Here is a 21,116-nt window from a genome sequence, read left to right as displayed (position 1 = left end):
CGGGGGGTCCATAGGCGCCACATGCAAATTCTCTTCGTCGAAGATGATCCCATGAACCGGCGTGTGGTGAAGGACATGCTGCGCGTCGCAGGCGCCGAAATGGCGGAGGCGGAAAGCGCGGAGATCGGCCTCAGGATGATCGACGAGGGCGCGTTCGACATCATCCTGATGGATCTGCGCATGCCCGGCATGGACGGGCTGACCGCGATCCGCCTGATCCGCGAACGGACGGATGACAAGGGCAAGGTTCCGGTAATTGTGGTGACGGCGGATACGGCGCTCAACCTGCGCGCCAACTGCATCGCCCAGGGCGCGGACGAGGTGCTGCTGAAGCCCGTGGCGATGAATGCGCTGTTCGACGCGATCGGCCGGATGATCGCGAAGCGATCGGATCGCGGAATCATATTGTCATGATGGCATGCCGGGGCCGTCGGTGAAATTTTTCGAGGACGGGGGTCGGGATCGGAAATCTGCGCGTGCGGATGTGAACGGGACGAAGATGGACGATAGCTGGTCCTCGCAAAGGAGGGTCGATCACGGCCCGCGGATCGAAACGACGCCGTCGCGCACCATCGATCCGCATGGCTCCACCATGGTGGAGCTGATGACTGCGCTTTCCATGCCAGCCTATCTGACGGACGCGGACGGCTGGATCACCTCCTATAATGAGCATGCCGCCGCCTTATGGGGACAGCACCCCGCGCCCGGCAGCACCCGCTGGTGCGGCGCGGCGCGGATGATGCGCCCCGACGGCTCCGTCCTGCCGGCCGAAGCCGGCCCCACTGCCCAGGCGCTGCTTTCGGGGCAGAACGCCGCAGGCGTCCAGTGCGTGGCGGAACGCCCCGATGGGACGCGCATCCCCTTTCTCGCCTTCGCCACGCCGCTGTTCAACGATGCCGGAGCGATTTCGGGCGCGATCACCGCGATGGTCGATCTCGGCGCGGGCGGCGGCGATCCGGCGGCGCTCATCGCCGACGAGCGCTACCGCCTCGTCATGCGCGCGACCAACGACTGTATCTGGGACTGGGATCTCGTCTCGGATCGGATCACCTGGAACGAGGCGCTGGAAACCCAGCTCGGCCATGCCACGCAGGGCGGCGTGACCTCCGCCGACTGGTGGAAGGAACATATCCATCCCGCCGACGAAGCCCGCGTCATCCAGGACATATTCGCCGCGATCAGCCATGGAGACAGCGGCCGCTGGTCCGCCGAATATCGCTTCCGCAGGGGCGACGGCAGCTATGCCGAAATCCTTGATTGCGGCTATGTCATCGTCGACGAGAATGGCTGCGCCACGCGCATGGTCGGCGCGATGATGGACCTTACCGACCGCAACGAGGCCGAACGGTCGCTGCGCGAGAGCGAGGAGCGCTATCGCTACACGATCGAGCTCAGCCTGCAGATCCCCTGGTCCGCCAATGCCGAAGGCGTCGTCACCGAGATCGGCCCGCGCTGGCAGGCGCTGACGGGCGCGCTGCTGTCCGACGTGGTCGGGCGCCATTCGCTGCCGCTGGTCCATCCCGATGACCGCCCACGGCTGGACCGGGCGTGGGGCGAATGCGTCGCGACGGGCCGGCCGCTCGACAATGAATATCGGTTGCGCCTGTATGATGGCAGCTATCGCTGGTTCCGCTCCCGTGCCGCCGCGCGGCGCGACGAGGCGGGCGATATCGTGCGCTGGTACGGCACGATCGAGGATATTCATGATCGTCGCATCGCCGAGAATAATGTGCGCTGGACGGCGCATCATGACGGGCTGACCTCGCTGCCCAACCGCACCGCCTTTCAGGAGCAGCTCGAACAGGCGATCGCGCAGGCCGCGTCGCGGGGAACCCGGATCGGTCTGCTGCTGCTCGACATCGATCATTTCAAGCTGGTCAATGATCAGCTCGGCCATGATGCGGGGGATGCGCTGCTGCGCGCCTTCGCCGATCGCCTGCGCGCCAACCTTCCCGAGGCCGATCTGATCGCCCGGCTGGGCGGCGACGAATTCGCGGTCGTGCTGCGCGATATCCGGTCGACCGATGATCTCTGCCGCGTGATGGAGCTGCTGACCGCCAATCGCGACGGCCCCTTCCTCTATGGCGGCCAGGCGCGGCATTGCCATGCCAGCATCGGCGGCGCCACCTATCCCGAACATGGCCGCAATGCCGACGAGCTGCTGAAAAGTGCCGACATCGCGCTCTATGAGGCGAAATCCACCGGCCGCCAGAAATATTGCCTGTTCGAAAGCGGCATGCGCGTGCTGCTCCAGCGGCGCGCGTCGATCCTGTCGCAGGCACGCCGCGCGCTGGACGATGATCGGGTCCGGCCCTTCTATCAGCCGAAGATCGATCTCGCCTCCGGCCGCGTGGCGGGGCTGGAGGCGCTGCTGCGCTGGTATCATCCCAGGCTGGGGCTGCAACTGCCCGGCCTCATCGCCAGCGCCTTCGAGGATCATGAGCTCTCCTTGGCGCTCGGCAGCCGCATGCTCGAACAGGTAACGGCCGACATGCGGCGCATGCTCGATCGTGGGATCGATTTCGGCCATGTCGCGCTGAACGCCACCGCCGCCGAGCTCGAAAATGGGGACTATCCGGACCGCGTACTGCAAAGGCTCGCGGCGCTCGACATCCCGCCGCACCGGCTGGAAATCGAAGTGACCGAGACGGTGTTCCTCGGCCGCGGCGCGGACGGCGTCGGGCGGGCGCTGTGCGCGCTCAGCGCGGCCGGGATCAGGCTCGCGCTCGATGATTTCGGCACGGGCTATGCCTCGCTGTCGCACCTCAAGCAGTTCCCGATCGATGTCATCAAGATCGATCGCTCCTTCACCGGCGCGCTTTCGGACAATGCGCAGGACGCCGCCATCGTCCGGGCGATCATCGGCCTGGGCAAAGGCTTCAGGATGACGACGGTGGCCGAGGGCATCGAAACGCGGTGGCAGGCGGAGAATCTGCGAGAGCTCGGCTGCGACATGGGCCAGGGCTATTTCTTCAGCAAGCCGCTGCCCTATGACGTGCTGGCCGGCTTCCTGCGGGAGCATAGCGCGTCCTGCCAGAGGAAAGACCGCGATGCCGCACTCGCCGAGGAGGAGCCTACCCCCTCGGCCTGATCCGGAAGCTCCCCTTTCCGCTCAGCCCGCCGCGATCCGCTCCGCCATGCGCCGCAGCCGCCGCGCCTGTTCGAGATGGAGCAGCTCCGCCATCCGCCCTGCCACGCGAATCGCGCCGCGCCCGGCATTTTCCGGCCGGGCAAAGGCCTCGATCACCGCATCCGCCCAGGCGAGCTCCTCGGCGTCGGGCGAGAATATCGCATTGCACGGGCCGATCTGATCGGGATGGATCAGCGTCTTGCCGTCGAAGCCGAACATGCGTCCCTGCGCGCATTCGGCACGAAAACGCTCGATATCGGTGAAGTCGTTGCACACGCCGTCGAGCACCGCCAGCCCATGCGCCCGCGCGGCCGCGACCGCGAAAGTCAGCACCGGCAGGAAGGGCGTGCGCTCGGGCGTCAGCATCGCGCGCATCTCCTTGGCGAGATCGTTGGTGCCGAGCACGAAGGCGCCGAGCCGCGTCGTCGCCACCGTCGCCGCGATCGCATCGAGCCGGGGCAGCGCCGCGCAAGTCTCGATCATCGCCCATAGCCGCATCCGCCCGCCCGCACCGTCGAGCATCGCATCGCAGGCGGCGATATCCTCGGGCTCGTTCACCTTGGGCAGCAGCACGGCGTCCGCGCCCGCCGCCGCCACCGCCGCCAGATCCGCCTCGCCCCAGCGCGTATCGAGCCCGTTCACGCGAATCACCAGCTCGCGATCGCCATATCCGCCGTCGCGCACCGCCTCGACCGCGTTCAGCCGCGCCGCCTCCTTGGCGTCCGGCGCCACCGCATCCTCCAGGTCGAAGATCAACACGTCCGCCGGCAGCGTGCGCGCCTTGGCGATCGCCCTGGCGTTGGAGGCCGGAAGAAAAAGCGCGCTGCGGCGCGGCCGGGCATCCTGCATCATTGGCTTGTCCTCTCTCGCATAAGCGGGCGCAGGGCCCGCACATGCGCGCCTATGGCGGCGCTCGGCAAGGCTTGCCCATGATTCGAGTCTCGCGACTGCCGGCCCGGGAGGAAAGGCCCGATCGGCTTTCCCCCGGACTTAAACAGGTATATTATTCGCCTTTGGCCCGCTGACGACATGTCGCGGCATGGCCGCGACATCGCCGCTCCGGACTTGATCCACCGTCACGGGCGCTCATGCCCGCGAACAGCGGAGAGCGATCGATGGGCATATTATCCGCGAACCATCAGACGACGTCGCAGGCGCCCGTCGTCAGACGGATCAGCATGGCCGATCTCAACTGGGCGCTCAGGGAGGGCTGGCGGGATTTCCAGGCGAAGCGCGGGGACCTGCTGTTCATCGGCATCCTCTATCCGCTGGCCGGCCTGATCGCCGCGACTTTCGCGCTCCGCCAATCGCTGTTGCCGCTGCTCTTCCCGCTGGTCGCGGGCCTGTCGATCATGGGCCCGGCGGTCGCGGCCGGCTTCTATGAGCTCGCGCGCCGGCGCGAGGAAGGGCATGATCCGCGCTGGCGGCATTTCTTCGATGTGTTGCGCGGCCCCTCGCGCGGGCCGCTGCTGGCGCTCACCGCCCTCCTCCTTATCCTATTCTTCGGCTGGCTGGCCGCGGCATGGACCATCTATCAAGAGATATTCGGCGCGGCGCCGCCGGCTACCCCGGGCGACTTCCTGAGCCGGCTGTTCACCACGTCCGAAGGCTGGACGCTGATCCTCGTCGGCAATCTGACGGGCTTCGTCTTCGCGCTGGTGACGCTTGTGATCAGCGTCGTTTCCTTCCCGATGGTGGTCGATCGTCCGGTCGATCCGGAAATCGCGATCGCCACCTCGGTTCGGGCGGTGATGCGCAATCCGCGCGAAATGGCGGCCTGGGGATTGCGCATCGCCTTGCTGCTGCTGATCGGCAGCCTGCCGCTGTTCATCGGGCTCGCGGTCGTGCTTCCCGTGCTCGGCTACAGCACCTGGCACCTCTATACCCGGCTGGTCGAGCGCTAGCCGGACTGCCGCCTTGACCCGCTGCGCTCAGGATGAGCACGGTCAGATGACAGACGATCTAATCCGCCTCCGCCCGATGCCTTTCTCAGCCCTGCGCGAAGCGCGCCGCCGCCGTCACCTGCTCCTCGCTCGGCCGGACGCCCGTATAGAGGACGAACTGTTCCAGCGCCTGCAGCGCGATCACCTCGGCGCCGGTGATGACGAACTTATCCAGCTCGCGCGCCTTGCGGATCAGTGGCGTTTCGGGCGGCAGTGCCACCACGTCGAACACGATCTTCGTATCGGCGACCACTTCGGGCGCGAAAGCCAGATCCTCCGCCTCGGCTCCGCCGGCCATGCCGATCGGCGTCACATTGACGACCATCGACGGCCACCCGCTCATCTCGCTCAGCCATTCATAGCCACAGCTTTCCGCCAAAGCGGAGCCCGCCTGCGGATTGCGCGCCAGGATCGCGCCGGAGGCATAGCCCGCGTCGCGGAACGCGGTCGCAACGGCCTTGGCCATGCCGCCGCTGCCGCGCAGCACGAAATCCGTGTCCTTGGGCACGGCATGCCGATCGAGCAGCGTCCGTATCGCGATATAGTCGGTATTGTAGCCGCGCAGATAGCCGTCGTCATTGACGATGGTGTTGACCGATCCAATCGCCGCCGCCGACGGATCGAGCTCGTCGATCAGCGGGATGCACGCTTCCTTGAACGGCATGGAGATGGCGCAGCCGCGCACGCCCAGCGCACGGATGCCGCCGATCGCCGCCGGCAGGTCGCCCGTCGTGAATGCCTTGTAGATATAGTTGAGGCCCAGCGCCTCATAGAGATGGTTGTGGAAGCGCGTGCCGAAATTGCCCGGCCGGCCGGCGAGCGACATGCACAGCCGGGTCTCGCGGTTGATCGAAAGCTTGCTCATCCGATATTCCTCCCCTTGGTCGATCCACGGACGACGCAGCGTCCCGCCAGCATCACCTTGCGCGGCGCCGTGTCCGGCGCGTCGAGCCGATCGAGCAGCATCGCCATCGCGGTGCGGCCGATATCCTCCACCGGCTGCTCGATCACGGTCAGCCCCTCGCCGACCAGCTCGGTCCAGGGCTCATTGTCGAAACCCGCAAGGCCCATGGCCTCCGGGACGGACAGGCCCGCCGCGTGGAGCGCGCGGCAAACCCGCATCAGCATCACGCCGTTGCTGGCGATCAGCGCGTCCGGCGGCTCGGGCCCGGTCATCAGCCGCGCCACCTCCGCCTCCACCGCGCCATAGCCATGGTCGACGAAGCTCGCCATCGGCGACAGGCCCAGCCGCGTCATCGCCCGGACATAGCCGTCATGCCGCTCCACGCCGGTGGTGCTCGCCGCGCCAAACAGGCCCGCGATCCGGCGATAGCCCTGCGCGTGGAGATGCTCCACCAGCGTCATCGCCGCCTGCTCGTTGTTGAGCACGACCGCGTCATGCATGCGCAGCGGGATCGAACGGTCGATCAGCACCATCGGGAAATCCTGGCTCTCGCCCGCCACCCGATCCGCGCTCGGCCGGGTCGGCGCCAGAATCACGCCTGTCACCCGCTCCTCATGCATCAGGCGCAGATACATGTCCTCCCTGGCCGGATCCTCGTCCGTGTTGCACAGGATCACGCGCAGGCCCCGCGCATAAGCGGCATCCTCCACCGTCCGGCTCACCGCCGTGAAGAAGGGATTGCGTATGTCGGCGACGATCAGACCCACCGTATTATTATGCCGCGATCGCAGCCGGCGCGCGGACAGATTGGGGTGATAGCCGGTCGCCGCCACCGCCGCCTCGACTCGGGCGCGCATTGCGGGATCGACCGCCCTGCCCCCAAGCACACGGGATACCGTCGCGGGGGAGACGCTGGCGAGTCGCGCCACATCCTTGATGCCTACAGCCATGATCCTCGAAAACGTTTCCTGTTATCTTTGTCAGTCATCCTACGGCAGAAAAGCCGGGATGCAAGCGTCGTCAGACAGTTGGTGATGACGCCGAGTTGACATAAGGACAGAAATCGTTTTCTGCTACGGGAATAATCTAGTCGCTTGGAGAGGGCGCCGATATGTCACCTTTGCTTGCCGGCGGGTTCCTGCCCGCTGACCTCGTTCGCCTTAACGCCAGCCCGTCCTCCAAGGAGGATGCGATTCGCGAGGCGGGGCAATTGCTCGTCGCGGCCGGCTGCGTCGATGCCGATTATGGAACGAGCATGGTCCGCCGCGAGGCGGTGGCCAACACCTTCCTCGGCCATGGCGTCGCCATTCCCCACGGGCTGGGCGAGGATCGCGGGCTCGTGCGGCGCGACGGCATCGCCGTGCTGCAGGTGCCCGACGGCATCGAATGGAATCCGGGGCAGACGGCGCGGCTGATCGTCGGCATCGCCGCCCGGTCGGACAGCCATATCACCATCCTGCGCCGGCTGACCCGGCTGATCCAGGACGAGGCCCGGCTGGAGCGGCTGTTCACCACCGCCGATCCTTCGGAAATCGTCACCGCGCTGGCCGAGGATGCCGCGCCCGCCCCTGCGGCAGCGCCCGCCATCGACCTTGCCGAGCGGCTCGACTGGACGCTCGATTATCCGACCGGCCTCCATGCCCGCCCCGCCTCCATCTGGGTCGAGGCGGCGAAGAACTCCGGCTTCCGCATCCAGGTCCGCCATGGCGACGAGGCGGCGGACGCGCGCAATCTCGTGGCGTTGCTCCAGCTCGGGCTCAAGGCCGGCGACGTGGTGACGCTGTCCGCCTCCGGCACCGACGCCGCCGCGGCGCTCGCCCGCTTCCGCGATGTGGTGGCGAGCCTCAGCGCGCAGGAAAAGGCCGATGCCGCCCGCGCCGCCGAGCGCGCCGCGGTGCCCGTGCGCGGCTGGACCCCGCCGGGTCGGCCGACCGCCATCGCCGGGATCGGCGCCAGCCCCGGCCTCGCGATCGGCACGGTGCATGTGCTGAGCGCGCAGAATCTGGCCGTGCCCGATCAGCCGGTGGCGCTGGGCGACGGCGCCGCGATCTTCAACGACGCGCTCGACCGCACGCGCCTGCAGATGACCGCGCTGGTGGACGACACCACGCGCCGGCTGGGCGCCGCCGATGCGGCGATCTTCAAGGCGCAGGCGACGCTGCTCGACGATACCGACCTCATCACGCTCACCTGCCAGCTCATGGTCGCGGGCCATGGCGTCGCCTGGTCGTGGAACGAGGCGGTGGAGCGCATGGCGGGCCAGCTTTCGGCGCTAGGCAATCCCGTGCTCGCCGCACGCGCGGCGGATCTGCGCGATATCGGCCGGCGCGTGCTGGTGCAGATCGATCCGACGCTGCACAGCGGCTCGCTTACCGATCTGCCCGAGGGCCCCTGCATCGTCCTCGCCCCCGATCTCTCGCCCTCCGACACGGCGGGGCTCGACATGAACCGGGTGATCGGCCTCGCCACCGCGCAGGGCGGGCCCACCTCGCACACCGCGATCCTCGCGCGCACGCTCGGCCTGCCGGCGATGGTCGCAGGCGGCGCGGCGCTCCTCGAAACCGCGCCGGGAACGGCGGCGATCGTCGATGGCGATGGCGGCCGGCTCTATCTCGATCCGTCCGAAGAGGATCTCGCCTCCGCCCGCGCCTGGATCGATGCGCTGGCGAAGAAGCGCGCCGAGGAGGAGGAGCAGCGCAGCCTGCCCGCACGCCTCACCGATGGGCATCAGGTCGCGATCGGCGCCAATGTCAACCGGCCGGATCAGGTGCCGCTCGCCCTTGCCCAGGGCGGCGAGGGCGTCGGCCTGATGCGCACCGAATTCCTCTTCCTCGAACGCGGCGACACGCCCAGCGAGGACGAGCAATATGAAACCTATCGCGGCATGATCGACGCGCTCGACGGCCGTCCGCTGATCGTGCGCGCGCTCGATATCGGCGGCGACAAGCAGGTCGCCCATCTCAACCTGCCGCATGAGGAAAATCCCTTCCTCGGCGTGCGCGGCGCGCGGCTGCTGCTGCGCCGGCCGGACCTGCTCGAGCCGCAGCTTCGCGCGCTCTATCGCGCGGCGAAGGGCGGCGGCGATCTTTCGATCATGTTCCCGATGATCACCTCCGTGCCCGAGGTGATCGCGCTGCGCAGCCATTGCGAGCGCATCCGGGCCGAGCTCGATGCGCCCGCCGTGCCCATCGGCATCATGATCGAGGTGCCCGCCGCCGCGATCCAGGCGGACGTGCTGGCCGCGCATGTCGATTTCTTCTCGATCGGCACCAATGATCTCACCCAATATGCGCTGGCGATCGACCGTCAGAATCCCGATCTGGCGGCGGAGGCGGACAGCCTCCACCCCACCGTGCTGCGCCTGATCCGCATGACGGTGGAAGGCGCCAGGCGCCATGATCGCTGGGTGGGCGTGTGCGGCGGCATTGCGGGCGATCCGTTCGGCGCGGCGCTGCTCACCGGCCTCGGCGTCGCCGAACTGTCGATGACGCCGCGCGACATCCCCGCCGTGAAGGCCCGGCTGCGCGAGAGCGATCTCGCCACGCTGGAGGCGCTGGCGGCCAAGGCGGTCACGGCGGAAACCGCCGAGCAGGTCCGCGCGCTGGATGGAGCCGGGGCATGACCGTGCTCACCGTCACGCTGAACCCCGCGATCGACCAGACGATCGCGCTCGACAGGCTGGTGCGCGGTGCCGTGCATCGCGCCCATTCCGTCCGCTACGATGCGGGCGGAAAGGGCGTGAACGTGGCGAGCTGCCTTGCCGACTGGGGCGTGCCCGTCGCCGTCACCGGCCTGCTCGGCCGCGAGAACGCCGCCGTGTTCGAGGCGCTGTTCGCCGCGAAGCGAATCGACGACCGCTTCGTCCGCGCGGACGGCGTCACGCGCACCAATATCAAGCTGGTCGATGATGAGGAGACGACCGACATCAACCTGCCGGGGCTGACCGCCACGCCGCAGGCGCTCGACGCCGTCACCGAAACGGCGACCGCGCTCGTCCGGCGGGGCGACATCGCCATCCTGTCGGGCAGCCTGCCGCTCGGCTGCGCGCCCGATCATTATGCGCAGCTCATCGCAGCGCTCGGCGAAAGCGAGATGCGCGTGATCCTCGATGCGAGCGGCCCGGCGCTCACCGCCGCGCTCGCTGCCCCGGTCCTGCCCTTCTGCATCAAGCCCAACCGGCATGAGCTCGCGGCCTGGGCGGGCACGTCGCTCGACACGCTCGACGATCTCGTCGCGGCGGCGCGGCAGCTTCATGCGCGCGGCGTGGCGCTGGTCATCGTATCGATGGGCGCGGAAGGCGCGCTGTTCCTGTCGGATGAGGCGACGCTCGTCGCGGGCCTTCCCGCCGCCGAGCTCGCCAGCACGGTCGGCGCGGGCGATGCGATGGTCGCGGGGATCGCGGCCGCGCTGGTGGAAGGCGCTGGGCTCGAACGGATCGCGCGGCTCTCGACCGCCTTCGCGGTCGCCAAGATCGGCCGTGCCGGCCCGCATCTGCCCGATCTCGCGACGGTGCGTGCGCTTGCCGACGAGGTGAATATCCGCGTGCTGGAAAAAATAACGGATACGGAAAAAATGGGAGAGGTGCGATGAGCAGAATATGGGCGGTCGTCGCGGCCGGCGACGCGCAGGTCGCGGGCGTGCTTGCGGGCGAGGCGCTGAAGAGCGCCGCCACCGCGCGCGGCCGCGTGATCGAGGTGGAGGTGCGCACCAATGATGGCGTGCTCAATCCGCTCCATCCCGATACTGCATCGGGCGATATGTTCCTGTCGGTCGCGCCCGAGCCGCTGAAGGATGACCGCTTTGCGGCGCTTCCGCAGACGAGCATCGGCATCGATCGCGTGCTCGCCGATGCCGGCGGGGTAATCGATGGCCTTGCCCCCGGCGCCGCTGCGCCGGCCGTCGCGGCGCCCGCCGCTGGTGCGGGAAAGATCGTCGCGATCACATCCTGCCCCACGGGCATCGCCCACACCTTCATGGCCGCCGAGGGGCTGACCCAGGGCGCGAAGACGCTGGGCATGCCCATTCGGGTCGAAACGCAGGGCTCGGTCGGCGCGCGCGATCCGCTGACCGATGCCGAGATTGCGGATGCCGATATCGTCATCATCGCCGCCGATCGCGAGGTGGATCGGTCGCGCTTCGCGGGCAAGCGCGTCTTCCTGTCGGGCACCAAACCCGCGATCAACGACGGCAAGGGGCTGATCACCCGCGCCCTGGCGGAGGCCAAGGTTCAGCCGGGCGGAGCCGCCGCCGGTACCGCGAAACCCGCCCGAGCCGAACGTGCGGGCCCCTATAAGCATCTGATGACGGGCGTATCCTTCATGCTGCCCTTCGTGGTGGCGGGTGGCCTGCTCATCGCGCTCGCCTTCGCGCTCGGCGGCATTTATGCCGACAGCCAGGAAGGCACGCTGGCCCATGCGCTGTTCCAGATCGGCGCCAAGGGCGGCTTCGCGCTGATCGTCCCCGCGCTTGCCGGTTATATCGCTTATTCCATCGCCGATCGGCCGGGCATCGCGCCGGGCATGATCGGCGGCATTCTCGCCGCCAATCTCGGCGCGGGCTTCATCGGCGGCATCGTCGCGGGCTTCATCGCCGGCTATGGCACCGATTTCCTGAACCGCAGCATCCGCCTGCCCAAGAATCTCGAAGGGCTGAAGCCGGTGCTGATCCTGCCGGTGCTCGGCACGCTGCTGACGGGCCTGTTGATGATCTATGCGGTCGGCGCGCCGGTCGCCCAGCTGCTCAGCTTCCTCACCGAATGGCTGCGCGGCATGCAGGGATCCTCGGCGATCATCCTCGGCCTGCTGCTCGGCGGAATGTCCGCCTTCGACATGGGCGGTCCGGTCAACAAGGCGGGCTATGCCTTCTCCACCGGCCTGATCGCCAGCCAGGTCTATACGCCCATGGCGGCGACGATGGCCGCCGGCATGGTGCCGCCGCTCGCGCTGGCGCTCGCCACCAAGCTGTTTCCGAGCCGCTTCACCACCGAGGAGCATGAGGCGGGCAATGCCGCTGCGGTTCTGGGCATCGCCTTCATCACCGAAGGCGCCATCCCCTTCGCCGCGCGCGATCCGTTCCGCGTGCTGCCTGCCACGATCACGGGATCGGCGATTGCCGGCGCCATCTCCATGGCGGTAGGCGCGGAGCTCAAGGTACCGCATGGCGGCATATTCGTGCTGCCGATCCCCGGTGCGGTCACGCATCTGCTTGGCTATGTGATCGCGATTCTCGCCGGGACCGTGGCGGGCGCGATCCTCGTCGGCATCCTGAAAAAGCCAGTCAATATAACGCCGGCGGCTGTGCAGCCGGCGTGAAAGGGAAGAAGAAAATGAAAATTAGCCTCTCATTCGCCGGGATGTTCGCCGGCGGGGTGGCGCTGTGCATGTCGCCGGCGGCTGCACAGCAGCAGCCCGAAACAGGCGTTGCCGGTGCCGCCGAGACGCTCGGCATCCAGCCCGAAGCCGCGCCCGAACCCTGGCAGCCGCTTGCCGATAAGGGCATCAAGCTGAGGTTGGACTATACCGGCCAGGCCGCGACCAACGTTTCGGGCGGCATCCGCAAGGATGCGGCCTTTGCCGGCCAGCTCCTCTGGGGCGCGGATTTCGACATGGAGAAGATCGCCGGGATCGACGGCGGCGCGCTCCATTTCGCCATGACCCAGCGCCACGGCAAGAGCCTCTCCAGGATCGCGATCGGCAACAACACCTCGGTGCAGGAAATCTACGGCACGCAGAACACGCATCTGGCGCTGCTCACCTGGGAACAGAAGCTGCTTGATGACAAGCTGATGATAGAGGCTGGCCGCACATCCGCGAACATCGCCTTCCTGACCTCGCCAATCTACTGCAATTTCCAGAGCAATTCCGCCTGCGGCAATCCCACCTTCGTCTTCAAGACGAGCAATTTCACCTTCTGGCCAGCCTCGAGCTGGGGCGCGCGCGCAAAGGGCTGGTTCAACGACCGCGTCTTTGCCCATGTGGGCGTCTATGAGGTGAATCCCGATCGCAAGCGCCGGGGCGATCATGGCTTCAACTTCGGCATCAAGAACGCCACCGGCGTGATCGTGCCTTATGAGATCGGCTATTCGACGACCTTCGCCAATGATCGCCTTCCGCGCAATTATATCATCGGCGGCTGGTTCGATCGTGGCGACTATAGCGATCCGCTGCGTGACGAAGCCGGTGGTCTCGCGGTTCTGACAAACCGGCCCTATGCCACGCGTCACGGCCGCTCGGGCGTCTATTTCCGCTTCGATCAGATGATCACCCGGCCCGATCCCCGATCCGAACGCGGCCTCACCCTGTTCGGCGTGGCGATGTTCGGCACATCGGGCCGGCTGGTGGAGAAGAGCTTCTTCGAGCTCGGCCTGCTCCAGACGGGCACCTTCCCCGGCCGCGACAAGGATACGCTCGGCTTCGTGATCAATGATCAGCGGTTCAGCGACCTCGCGCTCGAAAATATCCGCGCCGCGCGTGTCTCGGCCGGCGGCTCGCCGGATCTGCCGCGCCATCAGATCATGATGGAGCTCGCTTATGGCGCGCAGCTCAGCCCGGCGATCCGTATCTCGCCGAACCTCCAATATATCATCAACCCGGACCAGACATCTGTGCCGTTCCGCACGCGGGACATAAAGGACGCCTTCGTCTTGGGCTTCAAATTCACCATCGACGCGCCGACGCTGCTCGCCGGCCGGCGATAAGCCTTCCCCTTCGCCCCGGCCTCTCGCCGGGGCGAAGGCTCATTTGCCCGATCTCAGCACGGACCATCCGCCCGGCCATATTCCTCGACGACCAGATCGATGAAGCGGTCGTTCAAAACGAGCTCGACCTCCGCCAGCACCAGCTGGCACCGCTCACTTTACACGATCCGGCACCACACAGGTTACAAGGGTGACGCCGTCAGGTGAAAGACACTCCGAAGCATAGTCCCGACGGCAACACGGCTGGGCTACTCAGAAGGCTGGAACCACCGCGCCCTGATATGTTCGCTCGATGAAGCTGCGCATATCCGCGCTGGTCAGCGCAGCGACAAGCTTCTTCACGCGCGGATCGTCGCGCTTGTCCGCGAGCCCCACCAGGAAATTGACATAAGGCGACTTGCTGTCCTCGATCAGCAGCGCGTCGCGGACGGGGTTGAGCTTGGCGTCCAGCGCATAATTTGTGTTGATCATCGCCAGATCGACCTGATCGAGCACGCGCGGCAGCGTCGCGGATTCCAGCTCCCGGATCTTCAGATTCTTGGGGTTCACGACGATGTCGCGCACGGTGGACAGCGGATTGGCCGGATCCCTGAGCCCGATCAGCCCCGCCTTGGCAAGCAGCAGCAGCGCGCGTCCACCATTGCTCCCCTCATTGGGGATGGCGACGGTGGCACCTTGGGGCAGCGCATCGAGGCGCTTCACCCGCTGCGAATAGCCACCCAGAGGCTCGATATGGATGCCTGCGATCGCTTCCAGCTTCGTGCCGCGCGCCTTGTTGAATTCGTCCAGATAGGGCTTGGTCTGGAAATAATTGACGTCGATCCGGCGCTGATCGACCTGCAGATTGGGCTGCACATAATCGTTGAATATGTGGATATCGAGCTTGAGCCCCTGCTTTTCGAGCGCGGGCTTCACATGCTCCAATATCTCGGCATGGGGCACGGCGGTGGCCGCGACGCTCAGCGTCGATGCGTCGCCGCCCGCAGGCGTCCCGCCGCCCGAGCAGGCCGAGGCGAGAAGCAGCAGCGTGGCTGCGAGAATATGGCGGCGGTTCATTCGCATGCTCCCTTGGGAAAGCCGGTCAGCGGCGCGTGAAATGCAGGACCAGCCGGTCGCCGGCGGTCTGGAGAAGCTGGACGAGCAGAAGCAGCGCCGCGACGGTGACGACCATCACATCCGTCTGGAAGCGCTGATAGCCGAAGCGGATGGCGAGATCGCCCAGCCCGCCCGCGCCCACCACGCCTGCCATTGCGGTGAAGGAGACGAGCGCCGCCGCCGTCACGGTCGCCGCCGCGATGATGCCGGGCGTCGCTTCGGGCAGCAGCGCGCGGAACACGATCTGCCGCGTCGTCGCCCCCATCGCCTGCACGGCCTCGACCGTGTTGCGGTCCACCTCGCGCAGCGCAGTCTCGACCAGCCGCGCGAAAAAAGGTGCCGCGCCCACCACCAGCGGCGGGATCGCGCCGGCCACGCCGAGCGAGGTGCCGACCAGCAGCACGGTGAGCGGGATCATCACGATCAGCAGGATCACGAATGGCACCGAACGCAGCAGATTGACGATCGCCGCCAGCAGCGCATTGGCCGCCCGGTTCGCCAGCAATTGCCGCCTGCCCGTCAGGAACAGCAACACGCCCAGCGGCAAACCCAGAAGCAGCGTCAGCAGCAGCGATCCGCCAAGCATCGCCAGCGTGTCGAGCGTCGCCTGGCCGAGGTCGCGCCAGTCGATATTGACGAACCAGCCGCTCATGCCGCGAGCTCCTCCAGCTCGGCGCATGCCGCAAGCCGCGCCAGCGCCTGCTCCGCATCGCGCCCGCCGACCGCGAGCAGGAGCTGGCTATATGGCCGGTCCCGCGTTCGCCCGATCCGCCCGTCGAGAATGGTGAGGTCCACCTCCAGCCCGCGCGTCGCCTCCGTCAGGAAGGGCGTCTCCGCCGCCGCGCCGGTCAGCGTCACGCGCACCCGCCTGCCCCCGGCCTGCCGCACGGGCGTCTCGCGATGTTCCGCCTCGGCGATCAGCGCGCGAGTCACGGGATGGGAAGGCTTCAGGAACAGATCCGCCACCGCCCCGATCTCCACCACGCGGCCGCGGTCGAGCACGGCCACCCGGTCGCAAATGTCGCGCACCACGTCCATCTCATGCGTGATGAGCAATATGGTGAGCCCCAACTCGCGGTTGAGTCCGTCGAGCAGCGCGAGGATCGACCGCGTCGTCTCCGGATCGAGCGCGCTCGTCGCCTCGTCGCACAGCAGGATGGCGGGATCGGTCGCGAGCGCGCGCGCAATGCCCACGCGCTGCTTCTGCCCGCCCGAAAGCTGCGCCGGATATTTGCGCGCATGATCGGCAAGACCCACCCGCTCCAGCAGCGCCGCCACCCTGGCCTTGATCTCCGCCCCGGATCGATCGCCCGCCAGCTTCATCGGCAGCGCCACATTCTCCGCCACGCTGCGCGATCCGAGCAGGCCGAATTGCTGGAAGATCATGCCGATCCGCCGACGCAGTGCGCGCAGGCCCTCGCCCTCCAGCGCAGTCACATCCTGCCCGTCGATCAGCACACGCCCCGCGCTCGGCCGTTCGAGCAGGTTGACGAGCCGGATCAGCGTCGATTTGCCTGCGCCCGATCGGCCGATCACCCCGAATATCTCGCCCCGTGCGACCGTCAGGCTCACGCCCGCGACCGCCGCCGCCTCGCCGCCAAAGCGCTTATGGACGTCCTGAAGTTCGATCATGCCGCGCCCCGCGCCTGCGCGGCCGTGGCGGGCGCGTGGATCAGGGAGTGGCTCGAAGGCTGATGGAATATGGCGCGGTCGATCATGGGAAGCCCGGAGGAGAAAGCCGTCTTCCCTACCGGCGAACTAGAATTTTGTCACGACCGCCGCGCAGCCCCCCGCAAGCGATACGGATCGCCTCAAGCGCCGCCAATACCCTCGATCACCTTGCCCGTGCCGCCGCAGCGCGGACATTCCTTGCTGTCGACCCGGCCGGTGCCGCGACAGAGCGGGCAGATATTCTCGCCGGTGCCGGGCGTGCCGGGGGGTGCCACGTCGCCTGGGTTCAGGGGCTCTTCGGCCATGTCATATCTCCGCAGCCAATGGCTGCCACAATGGCCGGCTGCACGATCCGTTCCGCATCATGCGGCCTTTCCGAAACATTCCACTTTTCACGAATATCGCGCGACAAATTGCCCGAAATTCGGCGATTTCGGCTTGACGTGCCATGCTGCAACCGCGAAGTTTCTGCTGCTATGCAAAACCGAACCCGTCTCCTCGCCGCGGCGCCGCTCGGCGCGCTCATCCTCCTCGCCGGCTGCAATTCGCAGCCCGAGACGATCGTCACCGGCACGGTCGATCCCACCGCGAATGCGGTGAAGGCCGCGCCGCCGGTGACGCTGCCGCCGTCGCTGCTCGCCAGCCGCACCTATCGCTGCAAGGACAACAGCCTCGCCTATGTCGATTTCTTCAGCGACAATGTGACGGCCGATTTCCGCAGCGAGAAGGGCGGCACCGCCACCAAGCTCACCGCGCCCGAAAAGGGCAAGGCCTTCGTCGCGGACGGCTATTCGGTCAGCGGCAGCGGCACGGCCGTCGAGATCACGAGCCCGGGCAAGGCCAGCCAGAGCTGCCACGCCTGAGGCTTGCGGCCATCGGATGAAATTTCGGGCCGGCGAGGCAACTCGCCGGCCTTTCGATTTCATGCGGGCTCGGCTATCGGGCTCGGCCATGAGCGCGAACCAACCAGCCATCACCCCGGCCGTCGTCGCCGAGCACGGTCTCTCCCCGGAAGAATATGAGCGCGTCCTGCGCGCGCTCGGGCGGGAACCGAACCTCACCGAGCTCGGCATATTCTCGGTCATGTGGTCCGAGCATTGCTCGTATAAAAGCTCGCGCATCCACCTCAAGAAGCTGCCGACGACGGGTCCGCAGGTGATCCAGGGCCCCGGCGAAAATGCCGGCGTCATCGATATCGGCGACGGGCAGGCCGCCATCTTCAAGATGGAGAGCCACAACCATCCCAGTTACATCGAGCCCTATCAGGGCGCGGCGACCGGCGTGGGCGGCATCCTCCGCGACGTCTTCACCATGGGCGCGCGGCCGGTGGCAAATATGAACGCGCTGCGCTTCGGCCGGCCGGACCATCCCAAGATGCGCCATCTGATCGCGGGCGTCGTCTCGGGCATCGGCGGCTATGGCAATTGCGTCGGCGTGCCGACCGTCGGCGGCGAGGTGAACTTCCACGCGGCTTACGACGGCAACATCCTCGTCAATGCGATGACGGTGGGCGTCGCCGAAACCGCCAAGATCTTCTATTCGGCGGCCTCGGGCGTCGGCAATCCGATCGTTTATGTCGGCTCCAAGACGGGGCGCGACGGTATCCACGGCGCCACCATGGCATCTGCCGACTTCTCCGAGGATTCGGAGGAGAAGCGGCCGACCGTACAGGTGGGTGATCCCTTCACCGAGAAGCTGCTGATCGAGGCCTGCCTCGAGCTGATGGCCTCCGACGCGATCGTCGCGATCCAGGATATGGGCGCGGCGGGCCTCACCTCCTCCTCGGTCGAGATGGCGTCCAAGGGCGGCGTCGGCATCGACCTCGACATGGACACGGTCCCCTGCCGCGAAGAGGGGATGACGCCCTATGAGATGATGCTCTCCGAATCGCAGGAGCGGATGCTGATGGTGCTGAAGCCCGGCCGCGAGGCCGAGGCGGAGGCGATCTTCCGCAAATGGGAGCTGGATTTCGCCGTCATCGGCCGCGTCACCGATACGGGCCGCATGGTGCTGAAGTTCAAGGGCGAGACGGTGTGCGACATTCCGCTCGGCCCGCTTGCCGACGATGCGCCCAGCTATGACCGCCCCTGGGTCCCAACCCCCAAGCCCGCGCCGCTGGGCGAGGTGCCGGCCGCAGGCGATATCGGCGAAAATCTGCTCCGGCTGATGGCCTCGCCCGATCTCGCCAGCCGCCGCTGGATCTGGGAGCAGTACGACCATATGGTCGGCGCGGACACGCTTCAGCGCCCCGGCGGCGACGCGGCCGTGGTCCGCGTCCACGGCACGGACAAGGCGCTGGCGATCAGCACCGATTGCACGCCGCGCTATTGCTATGCCGATCCGGTCGAGGGCGGCAGGCAGGCGATCGCCGAATGCTGGCGCAACATCACCGCCGTCGGCGCCAAGCCGCTCGCCACCACCGACTGCATGAATTTCGGCAATCCGCAGCGGCCCGAGATAATGGGCCAGTTCGTCGGCTGCATCGAGGGCATGGCCGAAGCCTGCGCCGCGCTCGACTTCCCGATCGTCTCGGGCAATGTCTCGCTCTACAATGAGACCAAGGCCGAGGACGGCAGCGGCTCCGCTATCCTGCCCACCCCCGCCATCGGCGGTGTCGGCCTGCTTCAGGACTGGTCCAAATCCGCCACCATCGCCTTCAAGGCTGAGGGCGATGCGATCCTGCTGATCGGCGCGGCATCGGCCGAAAATGGCGGCCATCTCGGCCAGTCGCTCTGGCTGCGCGAGATTGCCGGCCGCGAGGCGGGACCGCCGCCGCCGGTCGATCTTTCCGCCGAGCGCCGCAATGGCGATTTCGTGCGTGCGGCGATCCTCGCCGGCCAGGTCGATGCCGTGCATGACATTGCGGACGGCGGCCTGCTCGTCGCCGCTACCGAAATGGCACTCGCCGGCGGGATCGGCGCGACGCTCGACGCCGGATCGGCGCCGCTCCATGGCTGGGCCTTCGGCGAGGATCAGGCGCGTTATCTCATCACCACCTCCGATGCGACAGCACTCCTCGCCGCCGCGGCCGAAGCCGGCGTCCCTGCTACGATCATCGGCCGCACCGGGGGCGAGGCGATCGTCGCCGGCGGCGCCAATGTCCCGCTCGCCGATCTCCGCCGCGCCTATGAAGGCTTCTTCCCGGCGCTGATGGGCACCACCATCGCCTGACCTTTCCGTCGCCCCGGCCTTCGCCGGGGCGACACGTGGATCCAAAACGAGTGGGTCAATCAGCCGCCGCGCGCCTCAGCACTTCTCCCCCGCTCAAGCCCCGGCTTTTCTACACGGCCTCAACCTGTCATCCTCCGACCGGGCCCGCCTGATGGACCCGTTGGCTGGCGGTTGAGACCTTCCTTTCCTGGCATGACTTTTACTGACCTTCCGGGCGCGGGCGAACGCCATCACACGCTCGACGGCCTGCGCGGCGTGGCTGTCATGGGCATATTGCTCATGAACATCGTCGCCTTCGCCATGCCGTTTGCCGCCTATGACAATCCTGCGGCCTATGGCAGCACCAGGCCGGCCGACATTGCCGTCTGGGCGATCAACTTCGTGCTCACCGACGGCAAGATGCGCGCGCTCTTCTCGCTGCTGTTCGGCGCGAGCATGCTGCTCGTCATCCAGCGCGCCGAGGCAGCGGGACGGAACGCCGCCAAGGTCCATTATTCGCGGATGATCTGGCTGCTCGTCTTCGGCCTGATCCATCTCTACCTGATCTGGTTCGGTGACATTCTCGTCCATTATGCGCTGATCGGGATGATCGCCTTCCTGTTCCGCGACAAGGATGCGGCTTCGCTCCGCCGATGGGGGATCGGCCTCCTCCTTTTCCAATTGCTGCTCATGGTGCAGAGCTTCGGCGAGGTCGCCGCGATCTCGCATGCCGCCCATCTGCCCGGCGCGGACGCGGCAGCGGTGGCGACATGGGAGAATCTTCGCGAGGATATCGGCGTCCCCTCGCCCGCCGATATCGCCGAGGATCTGGCCCTCCATCGCGACGGCTATATCGGCATCCTGATCGACCGGCTGACGGACGATTATGGGACGCCGATCGATCAATTGGAATTTTCCGGCTTCGAGACGCTGGGGCTGATGCTGCTCGGCATGGCCGGCTTGAAGAGCGGCTTTCTCACCGGCCGGCTCGATCGGGCGCGGTACCGGCGCACGGCGATCCTCGGCTATGCGCTCGGCCTTCCGCCGATGATCCTACTCGCCTGGCTCTCCATCCGGTCCGGCTTCGATGATCTGTTGACCTATGGCGCCGTCAATGTCGCCGCCATGCCGTTCCGCTGGATCCTGCTCGCCGCGCACACCTCGCTCATCATCCTCTGGCTGACGCGGGGATCAAGCCCGCTTCGTACGCGCGTGATCGCCGTCGGCCGTGCCGCCTTCACCAACTATCTCGGCACCAGCATCGTCATGACCACTTTATTCTATGGCTATGGCCTCGGCCTTTACGGCCATGTGGCCAGGGCCTGGCTCTATCCGATCGTCTTCGTTGCCTGGCTGGGCATGCTGCTGTGGAGCCGGCCCTGGCTGGACCGATTCGCCTATGGTCCGCTCGAATGGCTGTGGCGGTCGCTGGCGCGGCGGGCGCCCCAGCCGATGCGACGAAAGGCGCCCTCCGCTATTGCGAGTTAGTCTCAGTAGCGCTACTTACCGATTCAAGGAGTGGCGCTG

Annotated in this window: 17 protein-coding genes; 10 read left to right on the top strand and 7 right to left on the bottom strand. The window is 67.1% G+C overall.

Annotated elements, in window-relative coordinates:
* Positions 1-21: 21 nt before the first annotated feature.
* The gene (locus tag CLG96_RS09115; protein WP_107967563.1) at positions 22-414 is read left to right on the top strand and encodes a response regulator; all 393 of its coding nucleotides are present in this window, start codon (positions 22-24) and stop codon (positions 412-414) included.
* 85 nt (positions 415-499) lie between these two features.
* Positions 500-3,091 carry an EAL domain-containing protein gene (locus CLG96_RS09110; protein WP_165799611.1) on the top strand — a complete coding sequence of 864 codons (2,592 nt, stop codon included), beginning with the start codon at positions 500-502 and terminating at the stop codon, positions 3,089-3,091.
* A gap of 21 nt (positions 3,092-3,112) precedes the next feature.
* Here CLG96_RS09110 and CLG96_RS09105 read toward each other — a convergent pair whose 3' ends face one another.
* Positions 3,113-3,979, bottom strand: coding sequence for an HpcH/HpaI aldolase/citrate lyase family protein (locus CLG96_RS09105; protein ID WP_107967684.1), 867 nt, complete (start codon positions 3,977-3,979; stop codon positions 3,113-3,115).
* A gap of 266 nt (positions 3,980-4,245) precedes the next feature.
* Here CLG96_RS09105 and CLG96_RS09100 point away from each other — a divergent pair, with 266 nt between their 5' ends.
* Positions 4,246-5,034, top strand: coding sequence for a DUF2189 domain-containing protein (locus CLG96_RS09100; RefSeq protein WP_107967561.1), 789 nt, complete (start codon positions 4,246-4,248; stop codon positions 5,032-5,034).
* Positions 5,035-5,119: 85 nt separating this feature from the next.
* On the opposite strand, the gene CLG96_RS09095 is transcribed toward CLG96_RS09100, so the two are convergent.
* Positions 5,120-5,938 (bottom strand): shikimate 5-dehydrogenase, encoded by an 819-nt coding sequence (locus CLG96_RS09095; protein ID WP_107967560.1) that lies wholly within the window; start codon positions 5,936-5,938, stop codon positions 5,120-5,122.
* Positions 5,935-6,927, bottom strand: a complete 993-nt coding sequence (locus CLG96_RS09090; protein ID WP_107967559.1) for a LacI family DNA-binding transcriptional regulator — start codon at positions 6,925-6,927, stop codon at positions 5,935-5,937. The genes CLG96_RS09095 and CLG96_RS09090 overlap by 4 nt, the downstream gene beginning before the upstream one ends.
* A gap of 161 nt (positions 6,928-7,088) precedes the next feature.
* Here CLG96_RS09090 and ptsP point away from each other — a divergent pair, with 161 nt between their 5' ends.
* The 4 genes from ptsP to CLG96_RS09070 are packed head-to-tail and all read left to right on the top strand — an operon-like array spanning position 7,089 to position 13,673.
* Entirely contained in the window at positions 7,089-9,599 is a 2,511-nt protein-coding gene (gene ptsP, locus CLG96_RS09085; protein ID WP_107967558.1) for a phosphoenolpyruvate--protein phosphotransferase, read from the top strand.
* Positions 9,596-10,567, top strand: coding sequence for a 1-phosphofructokinase (gene pfkB / locus CLG96_RS09080; protein WP_107967557.1), 972 nt, complete (start codon positions 9,596-9,598; stop codon positions 10,565-10,567). The genes ptsP and pfkB overlap by 4 nt, the downstream gene beginning before the upstream one ends.
* Positions 10,564-12,288 carry a PTS fructose transporter subunit IIC gene (locus tag CLG96_RS09075; protein WP_107967556.1) on the top strand — a complete coding sequence of 575 codons (1,725 nt, stop codon included), beginning with the start codon at positions 10,564-10,566 and terminating at the stop codon, positions 12,286-12,288. Before pfkB ends, CLG96_RS09075 begins: the two co-directional genes overlap by 4 nt.
* A 14-nt stretch (positions 12,289-12,302) precedes the next feature.
* Positions 12,303-13,673 (top strand): carbohydrate porin, encoded by a 1,371-nt coding sequence (locus tag CLG96_RS09070; RefSeq protein WP_207796648.1) that lies wholly within the window; start codon positions 12,303-12,305, stop codon positions 13,671-13,673.
* A gap of 252 nt (positions 13,674-13,925) precedes the next feature.
* Here the strand turns inward: CLG96_RS09070 and CLG96_RS09065 are convergent, their stop codons facing one another.
* From CLG96_RS09065 to CLG96_RS18745, 4 genes are all read right to left on the bottom strand, one after another.
* Positions 13,926-14,729: a MetQ/NlpA family ABC transporter substrate-binding protein gene (locus CLG96_RS09065; protein WP_107967555.1), complete on the bottom strand. Its 804-nt coding sequence runs from the start codon at positions 14,727-14,729 to the stop codon at positions 13,926-13,928.
* A gap of 25 nt (positions 14,730-14,754) precedes the next feature.
* Positions 14,755-15,420, bottom strand: coding sequence for a methionine ABC transporter permease (locus CLG96_RS09060; protein WP_107967554.1), 666 nt, complete (start codon positions 15,418-15,420; stop codon positions 14,755-14,757).
* Entirely contained in the window at positions 15,417-16,400 is a 984-nt protein-coding gene (locus CLG96_RS09055; protein ID WP_107967553.1) for a methionine ABC transporter ATP-binding protein, read from the bottom strand. The genes CLG96_RS09060 and CLG96_RS09055 overlap by 4 nt, the downstream gene beginning before the upstream one ends.
* A gap of 179 nt (positions 16,401-16,579) precedes the next feature.
* Positions 16,580-16,744, bottom strand: a complete 165-nt coding sequence (locus CLG96_RS18745) for a hypothetical protein (RefSeq protein ID WP_165799609.1) — start codon at positions 16,742-16,744, stop codon at positions 16,580-16,582.
* Between the two features lie 171 nt (positions 16,745-16,915).
* On the opposite strand from CLG96_RS18745, the gene CLG96_RS09050 reads away from it, so the two are divergent.
* The 3 genes from CLG96_RS09050 (at position 16,916) to CLG96_RS09040 (ending at position 21,077) form a co-directional block, all read left to right on the top strand.
* Complete coding sequence (locus CLG96_RS09050; RefSeq protein WP_107967552.1) at positions 16,916-17,302, top strand: hypothetical protein; 387 nt, start codon at positions 16,916-16,918, stop codon at positions 17,300-17,302.
* An 88-nt stretch (positions 17,303-17,390) separates the two neighbouring features.
* A complete protein-coding gene (gene purL / locus CLG96_RS09045; RefSeq protein WP_107967682.1) occupies positions 17,391-19,610 on the top strand; it encodes a phosphoribosylformylglycinamidine synthase subunit PurL in 2,220 nt (739 codons plus the stop codon).
* A 192-nt stretch (positions 19,611-19,802) separates the two neighbouring features.
* On the top strand, positions 19,803-21,077 hold the full coding sequence (locus CLG96_RS09040; RefSeq protein ID WP_107967551.1) for a DUF418 domain-containing protein: 1,275 nt from the start codon (positions 19,803-19,805) through the stop codon (positions 21,075-21,077).
* Positions 21,078-21,116: the final 39 nt, after the last annotated feature.

The organism is Sphingomonas oleivorans, from assembly GCF_003050615.1.
Classification (GTDB): domain Bacteria; phylum Pseudomonadota; class Alphaproteobacteria; order Sphingomonadales; family Sphingomonadaceae; genus Sphingomonas_H; species Sphingomonas_H oleivorans.
The sequence above is the reverse complement of the archived record's forward strand: the minus strand, read 5'-3'. Positions and strand labels throughout refer to the sequence as shown.

Bases quoted from the DNA above. Each gene is read 5' to 3' on its own strand.
- CLG96_RS09060 (WP_107967554.1), bottom strand. From the start codon at position 15,420: ATGAGCGGCTGGTTCGTCAATATCGACTGGCGCGACCTCGGCCAGGCG.
- pfkB (WP_107967557.1), top strand. From the start codon at position 9,596: ATGACCGTGCTCACCGTCACGCTGAACCCCGCGATCGACCAGACGATC.
- CLG96_RS09065 (WP_107967555.1), bottom strand. From the start codon at position 14,729: ATGAACCGCCGCCATATTCTCGCAGCCACGCTGCTGCTTCTCGCCTCG.
- CLG96_RS09040 (WP_107967551.1), top strand. From the start codon at position 19,803: ATGACTTTTACTGACCTTCCGGGCGCGGGCGAACGCCATCACACGCTC.
- CLG96_RS09115 (WP_107967563.1), top strand. From the start codon at position 22: ATGCAAATTCTCTTCGTCGAAGATGATCCCATGAACCGGCGTGTGGTG.
- CLG96_RS09100 (WP_107967561.1), top strand. From the start codon at position 4,246: ATGGGCATATTATCCGCGAACCATCAGACGACGTCGCAGGCGCCCGTC.
- CLG96_RS09055 (WP_107967553.1), bottom strand. From the start codon at position 16,400: ATGATCGAACTTCAGGACGTCCATAAGCGCTTTGGCGGCGAGGCGGCG.
- CLG96_RS09095 (WP_107967560.1), bottom strand. From the start codon at position 5,938: ATGAGCAAGCTTTCGATCAACCGCGAGACCCGGCTGTGCATGTCGCTC.
- CLG96_RS09090 (WP_107967559.1), bottom strand. From the start codon at position 6,927: ATGGCTGTAGGCATCAAGGATGTGGCGCGACTCGCCAGCGTCTCCCCC.
- ptsP (WP_107967558.1), top strand. From the start codon at position 7,089: ATGTCACCTTTGCTTGCCGGCGGGTTCCTGCCCGCTGACCTCGTTCGC.
- CLG96_RS18745 (WP_165799609.1), bottom strand. From the start codon at position 16,744: ATGGCCGAAGAGCCCCTGAACCCAGGCGACGTGGCACCCCCCGGCACG.
- CLG96_RS09050 (WP_107967552.1), top strand. From the start codon at position 16,916: ATGCAAAACCGAACCCGTCTCCTCGCCGCGGCGCCGCTCGGCGCGCTC.
- CLG96_RS09070 (WP_207796648.1), top strand. From the start codon at position 12,303: ATGAAAATTAGCCTCTCATTCGCCGGGATGTTCGCCGGCGGGGTGGCG.
- CLG96_RS09105 (WP_107967684.1), bottom strand. From the start codon at position 3,979: ATGCAGGATGCCCGGCCGCGCCGCAGCGCGCTTTTTCTTCCGGCCTCC.
- CLG96_RS09075 (WP_107967556.1), top strand. From the start codon at position 10,564: ATGAGCAGAATATGGGCGGTCGTCGCGGCCGGCGACGCGCAGGTCGCG.
- CLG96_RS09110 (WP_165799611.1), top strand. From the start codon at position 500: ATGGACGATAGCTGGTCCTCGCAAAGGAGGGTCGATCACGGCCCGCGG.
- purL (WP_107967682.1), top strand. From the start codon at position 17,391: ATGAGCGCGAACCAACCAGCCATCACCCCGGCCGTCGTCGCCGAGCAC.